Source organism: Sulfurimonas sp., from assembly GCF_028694895.1.
In the GTDB taxonomy this organism is placed as follows: domain Bacteria; phylum Campylobacterota; class Campylobacteria; order Campylobacterales; family Sulfurimonadaceae; genus Sulfurimonas.
This window is the reverse complement of record NZ_JAQVKA010000028.1, coordinates 1-17,959: the sequence shown is the minus strand read 5'-3', so window position 1 is coordinate 17,959 and position 17,959 is coordinate 1. Positions and strand designations below refer to the sequence as shown.

The window sequence follows — 17,959 nt, the reverse complement described above, 5'->3', positions numbered from 1 at the left end:
GAGTTATATCAACCAGGGACTCCAGCCATTTGGTTTTTATATCCAAAAGGGGAGCCTATGTTTCAGCCACTTATGGGTGCAATCGATGCTGAAAATTTTTTAAAAGCTTTAGCAATAGTTAAAGAAGAGTTTATAAAAGGGAAACAATAAAGAATGATTTTTACAACTTCAAAAAGTGTTAGTTTTAAGGCTGAATTTAAAGAGCTACTAAATCGTGGAAAAATGGATATGGCGCATGTAAGTGCTACCGTTGGTTCAATTATTGATGATATTAAAAATAATAAAAACAAAGCACTAAAAGAGCATATTGCAAAGTTTGATAAGTGGACTCCAAAGAGTGATTTGGACCTTAAAATCTCTACAGAGTCTATGAGCAAAGCTTATGAAAATCTTGATAAAAATCTAAAATCAGCACTTCACCTATCATACGATAGAATCAAAGCTTATCACGAGAAACAAAAGCCAAGATCTTGGTTTGATGATGAGCCAAACGGCACAATATTAGGGCAAAGAGTAACTCCTGTTGATAGCGCAGGTCTTTATATCCCTGGAGGAAAAGCGGCTTATCCATCTTCACTTCTTATGAACGTTATCCCTGCTCAAGTTGCTGGAGTACAAAACATAGTAGTCTGCACACCAACACCAGAGAATGAACCAAATGAGCTTCTCCTAGCAGCATGCCATTTATGTGGTGTTAGTAAAGTCTATAAAGTTGGCGGAGCAAGTGCGATTGCAGCTATGGCATATGGTACAGAGACTATACCAAAAGTTGATGTGATAACTGGTCCTGGAAATATCTTTGTAGCAACAGCGAAAAAGATGGTTTTTGGCGATGTAAACATCGACATGATAGCAGGACCTAGCGAGATAGGGATACTAGCCGATGATAGTGCAAATCCTTCTCATATGGCCATAGACATGCTCTCTCAAGCAGAGCATGATGAGATGGCAAGCTCTATACTTATAACTCCATCGCAAAAATTAGCGGATGCGGTCAAAGTTGAACTTGAAAATTGGCTCAAAAAACTACCTCGTGAGGAGATAGCTAGAGAGTCGATTGAAAAAAGAGGAGCTATTATTGTGACTTCTGATATGCAAGAGGCAATTGAGCTTATGAATGAGATAGCGCCAGAGCATTTAGAAGTTGCGACTCTCTCTCCTTTTGAACTGTTACCACTTATCAAACATGCTGGGGCAATATTTTTAGGACATAACACCCCTGAAGCAATTGGTGACTATATGGCTGGACCAAATCACACACTTCCAACTGGAGGGACAGCTAAGTTTTTCTCTCCACTTGGAGTTGAGAATTTTATGAAAAAAACTTCAATAATATCTTTTAGCTCAAAAGCAATAAATGAGATTGGAGAAGAGTGCGCATTGATAGCAAAAACTGAAGGATTAAGTGCACATGAACAATCAGTTAGAGTGAGACTTAGAAAATAAAATTTTCAAATATTCACAGAGAGCAAATTTATTACAAAATTATCACATTTTTATAACTAGTTTAAGCTTTTTATAGATAATATGTTTGCAATAAGAGTTCTTAGGCATGTTTAAAGCAGGAACTTTTTTTTTAAAAAGATGGGCTATAACAAAATATTAAAATTTGCCTATAAATAGGCTGAAGGAGAATATATGCAATTGGGTTTCCTTGTTGATTTACATCTGTGTATGGGATGTAAAGGGTGCGAAATCGCATGTAAAGTGGAAAATGAAGTTCCACTAAGTACATGGAGACTTCGTGTTAAATATGTAGATGTTGGAACTTTTCCTGAGACGAAAAGAACATTTACGCCGCTTAGATGTAATCATTGTGAAAATGCACCATGTGAGAGAATTTGTCCAGTTAGTGCACTGCACTATTTAGAAAATGGTATTGTAAATATAGATAAAGAGCGCTGTATTGGTTGTTCTGGCTGTGTAATGGCATGTCCATATGGAGCTATATATATAGATCCTCTAACTCAAACTGCAGACAAATGTACATATTGTGCTCACCGTGTTGCTTCAAGTATGATGCCAGCATGTGTTGTTGCTTGTCCTGTTCAAGCAAATATTTTTGGAGACTTAGATGATCCTACTTCAAATATATCAAAATATATTCAAGTTCATCAAGGTGGAGTTCAAGTGCGTAAACCTGAAAAGGGAACTAATCCACACCATTACTATGTAGGTGGTGGAAATGCTACACTTAACCCTCTTGCTTCTCATAGAGTTGATGGACACTCACTATTTACTAAGATTACAACACTTCCAGTAGGAGGGCACCATTAATGGCGGCACATGAGATTTTAGCAGCAACAAATGCTGTAGTTACTTTAGACGTAGCATTACCGGGTATCGTTTGGCCATGGTTAGTTACTGTGAATATGTGGGCAAAGAGTATTGGTACAGGTGTTATCTTCATGCTGTTCATACTTCTTAGAACGCATCCTGAATCAGTTAAAAATTTAAGATTCTTAACTGCTGCAGTAGCTTTTGTGTTTATAAATATTTTCTTATTATTTACACTTGCAGACTTACATCAACCACTTAGAATGTGGCATATATTTTTCCACTCTCATATGACATCTTCAATTACTGTTGGTGCATGGATGGCAACTATATTTTTAGGACTATTAACGCTTCTTGCATTTTTTGGTTTCAAGAAAAATGATACTGCATATGACAAACTATTATTATGGGTAACGCTTCTTGCTATACCAGTAACACTTTACACTGCTGGCCTAATGGCTCAATGTACAGCTCGTGAACTATGGCAAATGCCTACGGAATCTGCGCAAATGATTTTAGCAGCTCTTCTTGCAGGTTCTGCAACTATGATTTTAATGGGTGGAAATAAACTTAGCTATGAAGCTAAACAAAGTCTTGGAGTAATTCTTGGTTTAAGTGCATTAATGGCATTTATTATCTATATGTCAGAGTATATATTTGGTCCAATGAAAGCAGAAGAAGTAGCAGCAATACTTGAGTACATCAAAGGTGATGGACCATATACTGTTATGTTCTGGCTTGGTCAATGGATGACTTTTATTTTACCAATGTTGCTTATCGTTTTAAGTCGAACAAGTAAAAGTGAAAGTATATTAAAGCTAGCTGCTGTTTTGGCACTAGTAGGTTTAGCAATTGTTAAACATGTATGGCTAATAATTCCACAATTATTACCAATGAGTTAGGGAGAATATTGAATGTATTTAGAAAGTAGAAGAACATTTTTAAAAGGCGCTGCTTTTACAGTAGCGGGCGCAACAATAGCAAAAGGCGTATTTACTGCAGATGCTCTTGCTGAATCAGTAAGTAACAGTAAGTTTACAAATACTCCAGACACTCTATCATTTTATCCACCGATGAGTGAATGGGATGATTTTAAAGAGTTAGATGGTGAAGATTGGAAAAGAGGTGGAATTGATCGCCACGGAGTAAGAAGTGAATCAAATCCAGAAGGTATAGAAGTTAACGACTATATGATTATACCTACTGCATGTTCAAACTGTGAAGCTTCTTGTGGTTTAACTGCATGGATTGATAAAAAATCATTTACTGTTAAAAAGTATATGGGAAATCCTCTACATCCAGCTTCACGTGGTCGTAATTGTGCAAAAGGTTATGCATCACAATCACAAATGTATGATCCAGATCGTATAGCATTCCCACTAAAGCGTGCTCCAGGTTCTGCACGTGGTGAGGGTAAGTGGATTCGTACTACTTGGGACGAAGCGATGACAACTATCGGTAAAAAGATGAGCGATACTATTAGAATAGGTGATGAAGTATCTAAAAAATCTGTAATGTACCATGTTGGTCGTCCAAATGAGAATGGATTTGTTCCAGCTATTTGGCATACTCTTGGTTTGGATTCTTATAATTCACATACAAACATTTGTTCAGCAAATGGTCGTACAGGAACTATACATTTTTCAAATGATGATAGAACTTCTCCAGATTGGGCTAATGCAAAGCTTATTTTCCTTAACTCATCTCATGCGGCTGATGCTGGGCACTACTTTCAGCAATCTGCATCGTTTATTGCAGATGCAAGAAACAAAGGGGCTAAGCTTGTAGTTATGGACCCTCGTATGTCAAACTCCGCTGGTATGGCAGATCTTTGGATTGCAGCGTGGCCTGGAACTGAACCAGCAATTTATCTATACCTAGTGCAAAGAATTCTAAATGAAAACAAAGTTGATAAAGATTTTGTTAAAAAATGGATTAACTGGGAAGTATTTTTAGATAATAAAAAATATTTGGACTTTATGGTTAGTAAAGGATATATTTCTAAACTTCCAAAAGGTAATCAGTTCGAAGACTTTATTGATGTTTTAAAAGAGATGTATGCTCCTTATACACTTGATTATGCAGTTAAAGAAACACATGTTCCTGGTTATAAACTTGAAGCATTATATGATATGTTCTTATGGGCTGGAACATCTATATCAACATACTTCTGGAGAGCATCGGCTGCTGGAAATCGTGGTGGTTGGGCAGGCGGGCGTACTGGATATTTTGCACTCGCTCTTCGTGGTGCAATAGGACCAGAGGGTGGAACATTCTTCCATCATTGGCACGTAATTTCTGTTGCAGGTAAAGGTGGAAGTTCAACTATTGGACAAGGAAAATCTGGTGTAAATATACCTAAAATAGATGTTTATAATGAGCTTACCTATCCGCCTGAGTGGCCAATCTCTTCATATGAGTTGTCATTCTTATTACCACATCTTTTAACAGATACAAAATGGCAAAAAAAATGGATAGATAGAGGCTTTAGTGTACCTCAAAAACTATCTGTATATATTCCTCGTATGTATAACCCAGTATGGATTAATCCAGATGGTTTTAGATGGATAGAAGTTCTTAAAGATGAATCTAAAATGGAACTTACGATGAATCTTTCTCCTGTGTGGTCTGAGACTAACTGGTATATGGATTATGTTTTACCAGTTGGATTAGCAGGTGAGAGACATGACCAACACTCAGAGGCAACTATGCCAGCTCGTTGGACATCTTTCCGTCAACCTGTAATGAGAGTTGCACTAGAGAAAATGGGATGGAAGCCAAATAATCCAAATCGTGCTACACTTGAAGCACATATCAAAGCAGGTCTTGGAGAAGTTTGGGAAGAGAATGAATTCTGGTTTGAGCTATGTGTAAACTATATAGATCCAACTGGTGATCTTGGTATTAAAAAAATGTGGGAATCAAAAAAGAACCCTGGTAAACCTGTAACTATATCTGAGTGGTATGACGCAGCTTTTGGGGATAATTTACCAAATCTTAAAGCAGCAGCTACGACAGATGATAGATATAAAAATGCTGAATTTCCTGTATATGAATATATGAGAGATCATGGTGCTTGGATGGAAGAGAACCACATCTACTCTCCACAAGAAAGAGAAATAAAAGATGATGGTGAAAACTACATTTCACATGGTCATAAGTATGATAAGAAACATGTTCATATAGATAAGAGAACAGGTGTTATTACAGCTGAACATGATGGTAAAAAAACACAAGTGGGTATTGAGATTGATGGCAAGAAAATGGAAGGTTTTGCGACACTTGACAAAAAACTCGACTTTTTTGCTGAATGGCTTGCAGATGATTGGAAATGGCCAGAATATGCTATTCCTTTTTATCCAAGAAATGAGCAAGAGAAAAAAGATATGCCTCATATCGTGTCACATGTAAATCACTCCTATATGACTGAGGAAAACTCGTATGCTCTAAATACAGTTTTCCGTCTGCCGTATAATATCCATACACGCTCTGCCAACTCAAAGCACCTTATGGAAATCTCTCAAAATCATGATCCAATTTGGATTTCGACAGGAGATGCAGCTCGCCAAGGCTTTAAACGTGGAGATGCTATTCGTGTTAGAATTGTTGATAGTGTAACTGGATTAGAGTCTGGGTATTTTGTTGCTATGGCAGTTCCAACTGAGGGAGTTCTTCCTGGAACATTGGCTTGTTCACATCATGGTGGACGCTGGAAACTTGTTAATTCTGTTTCTATTCCAAATGGTGTAACAGATGGAAAAGTTGACTCTCAACCAGTTGCTAGAAATATGAATGACCCTAAATTTGTTGCACACTCTCCTGAAAATGTAGGTAATGAAGGCGCACAGATTAAGATTGAAGACTATAGTGGAAAAGCTGGTCTTAATAGTTTTGGTGTACCAACAGCTGAAGTTCAGATGGATGGAACAGTAGGAAAATTAAGATATATTGAGGGAATCAAACCGTTTAAAGCTGAGAGATTTGCTCACTATAACAGAGATAGCGAAAATATTTGGTGGGATGGGCTTAGTGGTTCATGGCAAAATGCTGTAGCTGCAGCGCATCCAGACCCTATATCAGGTATGCATTGTTGGCACCAAAAAGTTATTTTAGAACCATCACAAGCAGGCGATAAAATAGGCGATATCCATGTTAATTATGATAACAACTTTAAGATATATGAAGGTTGGAGAGATCAATTAACACGTGGATTGGATGAAAATTCTACACTTCGTCGTCCAGAACACATTAAGCGTCCTTGGGTACCTTTATCTCACAAAGCGTATGTTGTTAAAATAAATAAATAATATATAGTAGTTATAAAATAGGTTATTCCTATTTTATAACTTAGTACTTCTACTTAGCAAACCACATCCTAAGCCATAATCCAAATGTAGTTGTATAGCCTACATCACTATAAAATATCTCACCATTTTTATCATAAATAATTGTTGTTGGAAAGATTGATATATTGAATTTTTCAGCAATTGAACCATCTTCATCATTCACAACTTTAAATGTCAAATTACGGCTATGCAAATATTTTTGTATATCGTTATTGTTCCCAGATTTAGTGGCAATAGTTATTACTTCAAAGTATTTAGAAATAGTTTCGATATTACCAGCTTCAGTTTTACATGTTGGACACCATGTAGCCCAAAAATGCAATAGAATAGGCTTGTTATTAGTTACTAGATAAGAAGTTCCATCTATTAAACTAAAGCTATCTATATCAATAGGTGCTTGATTTAAATCATTACTTCTGTATAAACTCAAAGCATTAGCAAAAATAGTTATAAATAATAAAAAAAGAAGAATCTCTTTAATGTAATGCAAAATTTTATTTTTCATAAATAACCAACTTTTTGTTTATTTTAACACTAAAGTAACCATTAATTGATAATATTTTAAAAACGAAGGAGTTAGTAATGAGTAAAATATTTTTTCTAATAGTATCTATACTGTTGTTTATTGGGTGTAGTTCTCAAAAAGAAGTAGCTATAAAGTCTGCTATGTTTCAAACAGTTACAAAAAAGGAGGCAATGATTTTAAGTAAAGAGAACCATAATGCCTCTTGTCCACGTTGTGGAATGGATTTAATAAAGTATTATAAAACAAATCATGCAGCATCTCTTGATGAAAAAACATATCAATATTGTTCAATTCACTGCTTACAAGAGCATTTATATGATGGTGTATCACTAAAGAATCCTCAAGTTGTTGATGTAAATAGTTTAAAATTTATTGGAGTTGATAAGGCTTACTATGTTGTAGGTAGTAGTGTAAAAGGAACAATGAGCAGAGTTAGTAAATATGCTTTTTCAACTAAAGAAGAAGCAGAAGAATTTAAAAAAAAATATGGGGGAGAAGTGATGGATTTTTATAAAGCATTAGAAGTTGCTAAGAAAGACTTTAGAAGCAGAAGATAAAATCTCTGCTACAAAGTCTTAAATCATAATACCCTTAATAGTAAAAAATAAAATTCCAGCTAAAACAGCAGCAACTGGAACCGTTATGAGCCAAGCCGCTATTATTTTTTTGATTGCATCTCTTCTAACATATTGGACTTTTTTAGCTTTTTTAATATTTTTCTTTGTTGATTTTATAATCTTCTTCTCAGTTGCTATGAGTTTATAAAGATCAACAATTCTTGCATAGTCAGATTGAGTTTTGTCACTCTTCTCTTGTAAAACTTTTAGTTCATGTTTATATGCATTTTTGTTAAGCTCTTCATCTATGATTATAAGCGTGTCTTCTTCTATAGTTCGGTGTTGTTCATCTTTTATATGCAACCACTCTCTTAAAAAACCAACACCAAAGATGCCACCTATAGCAATATGAGTTGAGCTAACTGGAAGCCCAAGTTGAGATGCTAAAATAACTGTAAGTGAGGCTGACATAGCTATTGAGAATGCTCTTATTTGATCTAAGTCTGTTATTTCACTTCCAACAGTTTTTATTAATTTTGGTCCATAAAGTGCAAGGCCAAGTGCTATACCAAATGCACCAACACCCATAACCCACAGAGGAATAGAAGCGCTAGAAGATACTCCACCATTTATAACAGCATCATTAATAGCAGCTAATGGGCCTATCGCATTTGCAACATCGTTTGCACCGTGAGCAAAACTAAGTAAAGCAGCCGCAAATATTAGAGGAATAGTAAAGAGCGTATTTACAGAATCTTTTGTATTTTCTAAAGCGGTTACACTAGAAGCTAGCCTTTTTTTAACCAAAAAGTATACAAAAATAGCAACAATTAAACCAATAAAAAATGCGATTAAAAAGGCAGGCTTTTTTGTAATTTCAAGTGATATAAATGGAAGAAGGTTTAAAAACTCTATGATTTTTGGCCATATGCTTTTTAAACCTTTTAGTATGATATATGTAACAAACGCTAAAGACATAGCTGCTACAAAAAATGGAACATATCTTTTTGCAGCTTCAACTTTATCATCTTTAAAAATAATTGATTTTTTTATTGAAAAAAGAAACGCTGCTGCAATAACTCCACCAAGGAGTGGTGAGATAACCCAAGAAGCAACGATACTACCCATGGTTGTCCAGTTTACAACACTAAATCCTGCAGCAGCAATGCCAGCACCCATAACACCACCTACTATAGAGTGCGTTGTTGAAACAGGAGCCTTGGCCATGGTAGCAAAGTTAAGCCATAGAGCAGCCGCCAAGAGAGCTGCCATCATCGCCCAAATAAACTCATCAGGATTACCATTAAAAGCAGAGATGTCAATAATGCCATTTTTGATAGTTTTAACAACTTCTCCACCAGCAATTAAGGCACCAGAAGCCTCAAAAATTGCAGCGATAATAATTGCCGTAGTAAGTGTTAATGCTTTTGAACCAACTGCTGGACCAACATTGTTTGCAACGTCATTAGCCCCTATGTTCATAGCCATATAAGCACCAATAAGTGCCGCAACTGCTAGAAACATGCTATTTGGAATTCCACCGTTACTTAAAAAGGTAAATGTTAAAACACCTATCATAAAAAAGATAGCAAATCCAAGCCTTGTAAAATCAGCCGCACTTCTTTTTAACGCTTTTTTTTGAAGTTTATAGATAGTCTTAAATTCCATTAAATGCCTTTTAATTTATTGGCGTGATTGTAATGTAAATATAATTACATATCGATTAGAAGTTTTTTCTTTTTAATCTTTTTTTATATAAGCTTTTATAATTTTTTGTGTCTCAATAGGTCTATCTGCACCCATTTGACCAAGAGTTGGTACATTTTCAAGTTTTTTTACTACAAGAATACTCTGAGGAGTTACTTCGCCAAAAATAGTATGTCTTCCATTTAGCCAAGGAGTAGGTGCAGTTGTTATAAAAAACTGGCTTCCATTAGTATGTGCCCCTGCATTCGCCATAGCTAAAATACCACTTTTATCAAATAGCTTACCTTTGAATTCATCTTTAAAAGGTTTGTTCCAGATACTCTCTCCGCCTCTACCTGTTCCTGTTGGGTCTCCGCCTTGAATCATAAAGTTTTTTATTATTCTATGAAAAACAAGCCCATCATAGTAGCCATTTTTTATGTGTGTGATAAAATTCTCAACAGCCAATGGAGCAACCTCTTTGAAGAGTTCAATTTCAATAACGCCTTGAGTTGTTTCTAATATAACGTGCGGATTATTCTCTTTTGCATATATGTTTATTGAAAGTATCATTAATATAGCAAGAACTATTTTTTGCATTTTTTTCTCCAAAAAGTAAATTTGATAATATTATTGTATCTATATTTTGTAAAATTTAAAATTGAGAGAAAATAGAAGTAGATTATTTTATGAAGGATTTGTCGCAAAAAAATTGCGACAAATAGAGAAATTACTTACCAGCAGCTACACGGTCTTTAAGACCTTTACCAGCTTTGAATTTTGGAACCATTTTATCTTTAGTAGTATAAGTTTTGCTAGTTCCAGGAACTTTACCACTTTTACCTTTTTGTAAAGAAGCACTAAAGCTTCCAAATCCTACAAGAGAAACATCTTCTTTTTTTACTAAAGCAGATGCAACCGCTTCTGTAAAAGATTTGATAGCTGCTTCAGCTTCAACTTTAGTTTTGTAATTACCACAAGCCTGTACTAGTTCAACGAATTGAGCTTTATTCATAAATCTACCCTTGAATTTATAAAGATTTTCCGAAATTACAGAACTTTAAAATAGAATTTAATAGTTCTGTAATTCAGCTAAAGACACTTTATAGTTTATTTGCTTAAAGATTTCTTCTTTTTATTAAAAAAAGAGGAAAAATATAGTAATTTCCCCTTTTTTAGTCCAACTTTCGCTTGTTTGAGTAGTTTTGCTGTAGTACTACTTATATTAGTATCTGTTATGTAAGAGGATAATTCTCTCATTTTATAAAACTTGTTTTTATTTGTATGGATAGACAAAAACACATCTTCTAAACCATCTCTCTCTTGTTGCGTAAGTGTGCTCATAAAACTAATCCTTCAGCTTATTTATTTTTCTTACAGCTCTAATGATCTCTTCATCTTCAAGTCTTCCAAGCATTTGCATGACAGTCATAGCTGCTTGAGGCTTCGCACGCGCTAGCTTCCAATCCTGATATGTTCTCATAGATATCCCTAATGAATCAGCCATATCTTTTAGGGAAATTTTCTTCCCATTATTTTTAGCCTCTATAGAGTTATGAAGAATGTTAAAGAGATCATTAATTTGCATAAAGAAAATTATACGGGATAAATACTTAAATATACATATAAAAGAGACATAAATAAGTTAAATTACATAAAAAGTATTATAAAACATATATAAAAAGGTATATTAAATATGTAAACTATGTTTAATGTATTTAATTATACGGTTTTACGTATGAAATAGATATAAAAAAATGATTTAAAATAAGAAAATAAAAAATTATTAAAGATTTTGTTTTGGATTTAATGTATCTTGATGATGTAGATTAATTCTTAGGTATCTTTTTATTTGTTGGGTGCAGAGTTAGGTACTCTTTGGACTCTACTATATAAAAAGGCTTATAGGAGGTGGCTTCTGTTTTAAAGATAAGTTCTTGATCGTTGTTTAATATAAATGAAATTGTGTTTAAACCTCTAAAAGGATTTAAAATTGTAACTTTAGCGTTCATAGTGCTATTTGTAATTTTATCTTGTGCATTTTTTAATTCATCCATCTTCTCTTTAAGAGCAGGCACCTCAGATGGGGTATGTTTTTTAGCCCCCTCAAGCTTATATTTTAAATCATCAATTTCCTGTGATAAGTAATTATATTTACTCTTTAATGTTGGAATATCTTTGTAGTTTATTTTAAAAAGATTGTCCTCACCACTAACAAGATTTATTGTTATAGAGTTTGATGCGTAAATCTTAAGATTATTTTTTACATGACCTATAGTGACATTTTCTGCGTAGATTGTGCCACTAAGAGAGTTCTCTATATCAACATTAGTGGCATGAACCTCACCACCTTCTAGGAGGTTTATTTTTGCATTATGACATCTTAGCTTGCCCTTATGCCTATTTATACGAGCAAATTTAGCTTCTTGATATGAGTCTTGATGGGTTGCTCCATCAATTGTAAGGTTTACAGCCCTTAAAGTAGACTTTGCTCCTACATGCCCGTTAATATGAATAGTTTCAGATGTAAGTTCAACTCCCTCTCCAAGACTATCTAGAGATGTGTCTTGTTGAGAAATGATAACCTCAATGTTGTTTTTTTCCTCTTTTGCGATCTTATCATCAACGCGGGAGAGAGATTGTATTTTTATTTTGTTATCAATATAGAAGTTATCTTCATCAAGATGAACGTACCCTTTTATTTTACTTTTATAAATTTTTCTATCACTATCTTCTACTATCTCAATACTTTGTGTATCTATTTGAGATTTTAAATCATCACTATTTTTTAGATAAAAATTATCAATTATTTCACCAAATACATTTAGCCCATTCTTTCCAAAGTGTGGTTTAATAAATTCAACCAAAATCTCTTGCTCATCAACCTCTATTACCTGATGACTTGATTCTTTATTTAGATAATGAAATATAAGTTTACTCTCTCTTGTAATCTCTGGTTCAATCCCAATAAGTAGAGGAAGTTTAACCTTTTTGATAAATTTTCCAGCATATATATATTTTACAAACTGTTTCAACTTCTCTTTCATATCATCATCAAAAATATTTACTAAAACATTATTTAAAGCTTTGATATTGTTAAACTCTTTTAAAAGAAGAAGATAGATCTCTTTTGGTTGATACTTTTTATAAGGGATAAGAGACTCTGGGTATAAAATAATATGCACGCTCTCTTGATTGGGCGAAAACTCTATACTATAGTCTAATTTTATAATGTTCTTTTGAAGTTGTTTAACTGTTATCAAAAATATCTGTTTTATCTCTACATGCTCGTTAACCATTTTTTGTGGGTTATTGTAGTACTTTAAGATATCTTCATTGTAGAGTAGAAAATCTTTTTGAGAGACGGTTTTGATGTAAGTTTCTATGGAGTTAATGTTGAAAGTAAACTCAAGAGGTGAACACTCATTCTCTAGGGCGTATTTTTTTATGGTGGTGCTAATATTTTTTGTTTTAAATCTTTTAGTAAGCAAGCAGATCATTATAATCGTATTTAGAAAAATTTAGATAAAGCTTTCCATCTTTATGAATAATTCTCGAATCATTATCATAAGCATCCAAGAAGCGTTTTTTTATTAATTTTCTTTGAGATGATTTTATATCGAGTGATTTTAAATACTCTTTTAATTCAATGAGTTTTGAATCATGAATCAATTCAGCTTCACCGTGATGCTTGAGATTATCAAGTTTATCTGATGTATCAAGAGAATCTTTTTCTCTTTCAAAACGCATTTTTTTATTCACAAGAGTTAAAATATTTTTTAGTTGTTCATCTTTTGAGCTATATATTTGCTCTATTTTATCTCTCTCAGCTCTAAGCATCTGCTCTTTGTCATCTATGAGTTTGTCTATTTTAGTCTCTAACTTAGTGATTTTGTTTTTTAAAAAATTATTCTCTTTTTGAAAAAGAGTTAGAACAGTCGCTATAGTTGTTTTTGGTTTTGGTACTTGAGTATTTTGAGACGTAAGTATTTTTTTTTCTTCTGTTACTTTTTCTTCGCACTTTTGGGTGTTTACAGGGATGTTTGTTACCATAATAAATGTTTTTGAGTCTTCAATAATGTAATTTAACTTTTTTGCTCTAATTTTAGAGTTAACCATCTCTTTTGACATTTTAAAGTGTTTACAATATTCATCTACTGTTAATCTCATGCAAAATCCATAATATTTTTTTTGTTATTCTAGCATAATTATAGTTTTTCAAAAGTTATTTTAAATGAACCCTATAATATAATGAGGTACAAAATTTTATAAAAAGAGTTTAATAATGGGTATTTTAGATATTGTAAATGCGGGTGTGTTATTTGGTGATGATGTAAAAAAAGTTTATCAGCATGCCAAAGAGAATGGGTTTGCAATTCCAGCAATAAATGTTGTTGGAACAGACTCTATAAATGCAATATTAGAAGCTGCTGCGAAGGTTAATTCGCCAGTTATTATCCAGTTTAGTAATGGTGGAGCGTCTTTTTATGCAGGAAAAGGCTTAAGTAATGAGAATGAAAAAGCAGCAATAGCGGGCGCTGTAAGTGGTGCGATTCATGTACATATGATGGCTGTTAGTTATGGTGTAGCAGTAATACTTCATACAGATCATGCTGCAAAAAAACTTCTACCATGGATTGATGCTCTTTTAGATGAGAGTGAAAAGTACTATAAAAATAACTCAAGACCTCTTTACTCATCTCATATGCTTGATCTCTCAGAAGAGACTCTGCAAGAGAATATTGCGATATCAAAAAAATACTTACAAAGAATGAGTAAAATTGGTATAAGCCTCGAGATAGAGTTAGGTGTGACAGGTGGAGAAGAGGATGGGGTTGATAACTCAAGTGTTGATAACTCACTTTTATATACTCAGCCCCAAGATGTTGCTTATGCATACAAAGAGTTAAGCGAAATATCTCAAAACTTTACAATTGCTGCCTCATTTGGAAATGTTCATGGAGTTTATAAGCCTGGAAACGTCGTACTTACTCCAAAAATTTTAGATAATTCTCAAAAATATATACAAGATAAATTCTCTACGACAGAAAAACCAGTAAACTTTGTATTTCATGGAGGATCTGGCTCATCGCTACAAGAGATTCGCGAAGCAATTAGTTATGGCGTTGTTAAGATGAATATTGATACAGATACTCAGTGGGCAACTTGGGTTGGTGTAAAAGATTATTATGAGAAAAATAGAGATTATCTCCAAGGTCAAATAGGGAATCCTGAGGGCGAAGATAAGCCAAACAAGCACTATTACGATCCAAGAAAATGGCTCAGAAATGGACAAAAAACACTTATAAAAAGGGTAGAAGAAGCATTTAGTGATTTAAATGCAATAAATAGAAACTAATCTATATCTTAGTCTCTTGTTTATATTTGGACAAGAGATTATTTAATTTGTTTTGATTAAATCTCCAAAATCTCTCTTTATCAAATTCAGCGTCATTAATCATCAACTCAAAAAGCTTTTTACTATCTATGTCAGCACTATTTTCTTTTATGACTTTTATCATCAACTCTTTAAGAGTATTTTGAGCCTCTTTTGTTGTGTCATCATCCAAGAGTTGTTCGTTTGGTAAGAAAGCATATATCTTCCAGATGCTTACAATCAAAAGTAAAATAAAAAATATCATCATCATAGTTGAAGTCTGCATCAAAGCGCCTTGTGCTTAAATTTTATGGATTATATAGACTCTATCATAAGATTTTGGTTAAAATTCGCTCAATAGGAAAATAAGATGAATGATAAAGTATTTACAAAAGCAATAAAAAAACAGTTTGAGTTTGATGAAGAAGTTGCAGCTGTGTTTGATGATATGCTTCAACGTAGCGTACCTTTTTATAAAGAGTCGCTAAAAATTAGCGAATTTTTTGCACTAAAAGCTCTTGAGGATGGCGCAATTGCGTATGATTTAGGCTGTTCAACCGCAACTCTTCTTATAAATATAAGCAGAAAATTACAAAATAGAGCGACTCTTATAGGGCTTGATAACTCAGAAGCGATGCTAGAGAGAGCTAGAAAAAAGTGTGAAGCTTTTAGAGCCGATGTAGTGCTTGAATATGCCGACATACTTGAATATGACTACAAAGAAGCCGATCTTTTTATAAGTAACTATACACTGCAGTTTGTTCGTCCACTTATAAGAGAAGAGCTTGTAAAGAAGATAGCCTCTTCACTGAGAAAAGAGGGAATGTTTATCTTTAGCGAGAAGGTAATCAGCCATCACCCTAAACTTCATAAAGATTTGATTGAGTGTTATTATGACTTTAAAAAAGAGCAGGGCTATTCGGAGTATGAGATAGTGCAAAAAAGAGAAGCACTAGAGAATGTTTTGATTCCATATAGTGAAGAAGAAAATATAAAGATGGCAAAAAACTGTGGTTTTTCTCACTGTGAAGTAGTCTTTAGATGGGCAAACTTTGCTACGTTTATAGCTATAAAATAGACTTTACCAGACATTTCCTTTAGGTTGTTCTTCTTCTGCTCCAACCACGTAATCATAGGCTTCTGAAGCCTTTTGGCGTATCTCTTTGTGTGTAATTATGTCATCTTCCCCACACTCGTTATGATAGTATCCTTGAAGGTCATAGTACTCTTTGCAATCACTGTAATACTGCATAGAGATGCCATGCTTATTTACACATCCAGAGAATACAAAAAGAGTTGATATAAGTAATAAATATTTCATCATGATGCTCTTGAAGCAAATACCAATCCAAGTTTACTCAAACTTTAAAACTCTCTTTACTTTTGCAATAAGAGGTTAAAAAGCACTCATCACATTTTGGATTTTTTGCTTTGCAGATATAACGTCCAAAAAGCACCATTCCTTGATGAAGAATGCGAAGGTTATTTTTAAATTTTTTAACCAAGGTAGCTTCAGTTTTTGATGCAGTTGTGTCATCACTTAGACCTAATCTATGTGAAACTCTAAAAACATGAGTATCAACAGCCATCAAGTTTGCTCCTGTGTACTCTATCATGACAACATTTGCCGTTTTTTGTCCAACGCCACCAAGAGTAATTAACTCTTTTTCATCCATGGGAATAACGCCACCATAAACATCTTCTACTCTTTTTGCCATATCTATAATATTTTTTGCTTTATTGTTAAAAAATGAACAACTGTTAATAATATTTTTTACATCTTTTATATCTGCAATTGCCAATGATTTTGTATCTGGGTATCTCTCAAAAAGAGTAGGAGTTATAAGATTTACTCTTTTATCTGTGCATTGAGCAGAGAGTGCAACGGCAACAACTAATTCATAAGCATTTTTATAATCTAGCTCAGTTACAGCGTCGCTATAATTATCAATAAAGAGCTGATGAATCTCTTTAATTTCTTCTTTTGTAGCTTTTTTCATAAAAGAATTATATATAAAATAGCCTTGTTTAATAATCATTAGTATTAACAAACTAAAATTTTTCCAATTTATCAAGGAAGTGCAATGAAATCAGTAACAAAATTAGTATCGTCTTTAGCTCTCTTATCAGCAATATCACTATCAGCGCAAACGCTAGTTAGTGTAAATGGTACACAAATCACTCAACAAGATGTTGACAAAGAGCTTATGGCTGCAACACAAGGCAGATTCAACCAAGTTCCAGCAGAGAAACAGGCTGAGTTTAGAAAACAAGTATTAGAGCAACTAGTTGCTAAAGAGTTAGTTTATGATGATGCTAAAAAAACTGGTGTGCTAACATCTCCTGAGTACAAAGAAAAGTATGAAGAGGTAACTAAAAGAATTCAAAAAGAGATAGCTATTCAAGTCTGGCAAAAAAGAGAGATTGATAAAATCGCTATTTCAAATGATGAGTTGAAAAAATATTATGATGCAAACAAAGAAGAGTTTGTTGAGAATGAAAGTGTAAATGCACGTCATATCCTTGTAGAAAAAGAAGCAGATGCTAAGAGTATTATCGCTGAGTTAAAGCCACTAAAAGGTGATGCACTAAAGAATAAATTTATGGAACTTGCAAAAGCAAAGTCAACATGCGCTAGCGCTTCTGATGGCGGAGATTTAGGTTATTTTACTCAAGGACAAATGGTACCTGAGTTTAATGATAAAGCGTTTGCTATGAAAGCTAAAGAGATGACAATGGAGCCTGTTAAAACACAATTTGGTTATCATGTAATCTATATAGAAGATAAAAAAGCAAAAGCAGCGAAGAGTTTTGCTGAAGTTAAACCTTTTATCGAACAAAGATTAAAAATGGAAAAAGCTAAAACTGTAATGCTTGCAAAAATGAAAGAGTTAGAGAAAAAAGCTACAATAAAATAATCTATGAACTCTCCTATCTCTAAAATTATTTTAGATGGGAGAGGTTTTTTTGTTAAGAGAGATGATCTGATAGATCCTTACTTAGCAGGAAATAAATACCGAAAATTATATACACTCCTTAACACTCCCTCAAACTCACTAAAAACTATCATCTCTTATGGTGGAACACAATCAAATGCTATGCTCGCAATTGCTGCAATGTGCCAAAAAAAAGGATGGGAGTTTATCTACTATACAAAGCCTATAGGCCAAGCTATGCAAGATGAGAGTGT

General features: G+C 33.7%; 18 protein-coding genes and 1 pseudogene. 9 read left to right on the top strand and 10 right to left on the bottom strand.

All coding sequences use genetic code 11. The features are described from left to right. Positions 1-153: 153 nt before the first annotated feature. The 4 genes from hisD (at position 154) to PHI38_RS05210 (ending at position 6,584) form a co-directional block, all read left to right on the top strand. Positions 154-1,446, top strand: a complete 1,293-nt coding sequence (gene hisD / locus PHI38_RS05225; protein ID WP_299853564.1) for a histidinol dehydrogenase — start codon at positions 154-156, stop codon at positions 1,444-1,446. 192 nt (positions 1,447-1,638) lie between these two features. Further along, entirely contained in the window at positions 1,639-2,277 is a 639-nt protein-coding gene (locus PHI38_RS05220; RefSeq protein WP_299853562.1) for a 4Fe-4S dicluster domain-containing protein, read from the top strand. Beyond that, on the top strand, positions 2,277-3,179 hold the full coding sequence (nrfD, locus tag PHI38_RS05215; RefSeq protein WP_299853560.1) for an NrfD/PsrC family molybdoenzyme membrane anchor subunit: 903 nt from the start codon (positions 2,277-2,279) through the stop codon (positions 3,177-3,179). Before PHI38_RS05220 ends, nrfD begins: the two co-directional genes overlap by 1 nt. Positions 3,180-3,191: 12 nt before the next feature. Further along, positions 3,192-6,584, top strand: a complete 3,393-nt coding sequence (locus PHI38_RS05210; protein ID WP_299853558.1) for a molybdopterin-dependent oxidoreductase — start codon at positions 3,192-3,194, stop codon at positions 6,582-6,584. A gap of 49 nt (positions 6,585-6,633) precedes the next feature. On the opposite strand, the gene PHI38_RS05205 is transcribed toward PHI38_RS05210, so the two are convergent. After that, positions 6,634-7,053 carry a protein disulfide oxidoreductase gene (locus tag PHI38_RS05205; protein ID WP_299853556.1) on the bottom strand — a complete coding sequence of 140 codons (420 nt, stop codon included), beginning with the start codon at positions 7,051-7,053 and terminating at the stop codon, positions 6,634-6,636. Between the two features lie 152 nt (positions 7,054-7,205). On the opposite strand from PHI38_RS05205, the gene PHI38_RS05200 reads away from it, so the two are divergent. Continuing rightward, on the top strand, positions 7,206-7,706 hold the full coding sequence (locus tag PHI38_RS05200) for a nitrous oxide reductase accessory protein NosL (protein ID WP_299853554.1): 501 nt from the start codon (positions 7,206-7,208) through the stop codon (positions 7,704-7,706). An 18-nt stretch (positions 7,707-7,724) separates the two neighbouring features. On the opposite strand, the gene PHI38_RS05195 is transcribed toward PHI38_RS05200, so the two are convergent. The 6 genes from PHI38_RS05195 to PHI38_RS05170 form a co-directional block, all read right to left on the bottom strand. Then, positions 7,725-9,374, bottom strand: a complete 1,650-nt coding sequence (locus PHI38_RS05195; RefSeq protein ID WP_299853552.1) for an inorganic phosphate transporter — start codon at positions 9,372-9,374, stop codon at positions 7,725-7,727. Positions 9,375-9,446: 72 nt separating this feature from the next. Beyond that, positions 9,447-9,992, bottom strand: coding sequence for a peptidylprolyl isomerase (locus PHI38_RS05190; RefSeq protein WP_299853550.1), 546 nt, complete (start codon positions 9,990-9,992; stop codon positions 9,447-9,449). A 130-nt stretch (positions 9,993-10,122) separates the two neighbouring features. Further along, complete coding sequence (locus tag PHI38_RS05185) at positions 10,123-10,407, bottom strand: HU family DNA-binding protein (RefSeq protein ID WP_299853548.1); 285 nt, start codon at positions 10,405-10,407, stop codon at positions 10,123-10,125. Positions 10,408-10,740: 333 nt separating this feature from the next. Continuing rightward, on the bottom strand, positions 10,741-10,980 hold the full coding sequence (locus tag PHI38_RS05180) for an XRE family transcriptional regulator (protein WP_299853546.1): 240 nt from the start codon (positions 10,978-10,980) through the stop codon (positions 10,741-10,743). 241 nt (positions 10,981-11,221) lie between these two features. Beyond that, the gene (locus tag PHI38_RS05175) at positions 11,222-12,892 is read right to left on the bottom strand and encodes a flagellar assembly protein A (RefSeq protein ID WP_299853544.1); all 1,671 of its coding nucleotides are present in this window, start codon (positions 12,890-12,892) and stop codon (positions 11,222-11,224) included. Then, positions 12,873-13,562, bottom strand: coding sequence for a hypothetical protein (locus tag PHI38_RS05170; RefSeq protein WP_299853542.1), 690 nt, complete (start codon positions 13,560-13,562; stop codon positions 12,873-12,875). The genes PHI38_RS05175 and PHI38_RS05170 overlap by 20 nt, the downstream gene beginning before the upstream one ends. A gap of 115 nt (positions 13,563-13,677) precedes the next feature. Here PHI38_RS05170 and fbaA point away from each other — a divergent pair, with 115 nt between their 5' ends. Next, positions 13,678-14,751: a class II fructose-bisphosphate aldolase gene (gene fbaA / locus PHI38_RS05165; RefSeq protein ID WP_299853540.1), complete on the top strand. Its 1,074-nt coding sequence runs from the start codon at positions 13,678-13,680 to the stop codon at positions 14,749-14,751. Position 14,752: 1 nt separating this feature from the next. Here fbaA and PHI38_RS05160 read toward each other — a convergent pair whose 3' ends face one another. After that, entirely contained in the window at positions 14,753-15,055 is a 303-nt protein-coding gene (locus PHI38_RS05160) for a hypothetical protein (protein ID WP_299853538.1), read from the bottom strand. A gap of 84 nt (positions 15,056-15,139) precedes the next feature. Here PHI38_RS05160 and cmoA point away from each other — a divergent pair, with 84 nt between their 5' ends. Beyond that, the gene (gene cmoA / locus PHI38_RS05155; protein WP_299853536.1) at positions 15,140-15,847 is read left to right on the top strand and encodes a carboxy-S-adenosyl-L-methionine synthase CmoA; all 708 of its coding nucleotides are present in this window, start codon (positions 15,140-15,142) and stop codon (positions 15,845-15,847) included. 3 nt (positions 15,848-15,850) lie between these two features. Here cmoA and PHI38_RS05150 read toward each other — a convergent pair whose 3' ends face one another. Together PHI38_RS05150 and nth are read right to left on the bottom strand one after the other, a co-directional pair. Beyond that, positions 15,851-16,090, bottom strand: coding sequence for a hypothetical protein (locus tag PHI38_RS05150; RefSeq protein WP_299853534.1), 240 nt, complete (start codon positions 16,088-16,090; stop codon positions 15,851-15,853). Between the two features lie 37 nt (positions 16,091-16,127). Further along, entirely contained in the window at positions 16,128-16,769 is a 642-nt protein-coding gene (gene nth, locus PHI38_RS05145) for an endonuclease III (RefSeq protein WP_299853533.1), read from the bottom strand. Between the two features lie 84 nt (positions 16,770-16,853). Between nth and PHI38_RS05140 the strand changes: the two genes are divergently transcribed. Both PHI38_RS05140 and PHI38_RS05135 read left to right on the top strand, forming a co-directional pair. After that, on the top strand, positions 16,854-17,687 hold the full coding sequence (locus PHI38_RS05140; protein ID WP_299853531.1) for a peptidylprolyl isomerase: 834 nt from the start codon (positions 16,854-16,856) through the stop codon (positions 17,685-17,687). A 3-nt stretch (positions 17,688-17,690) separates the two neighbouring features. Further along, a pseudogene (locus PHI38_RS05135) lies at positions 17,691-17,959 on the top strand (1-aminocyclopropane-1-carboxylate deaminase); the annotation flags it as partial.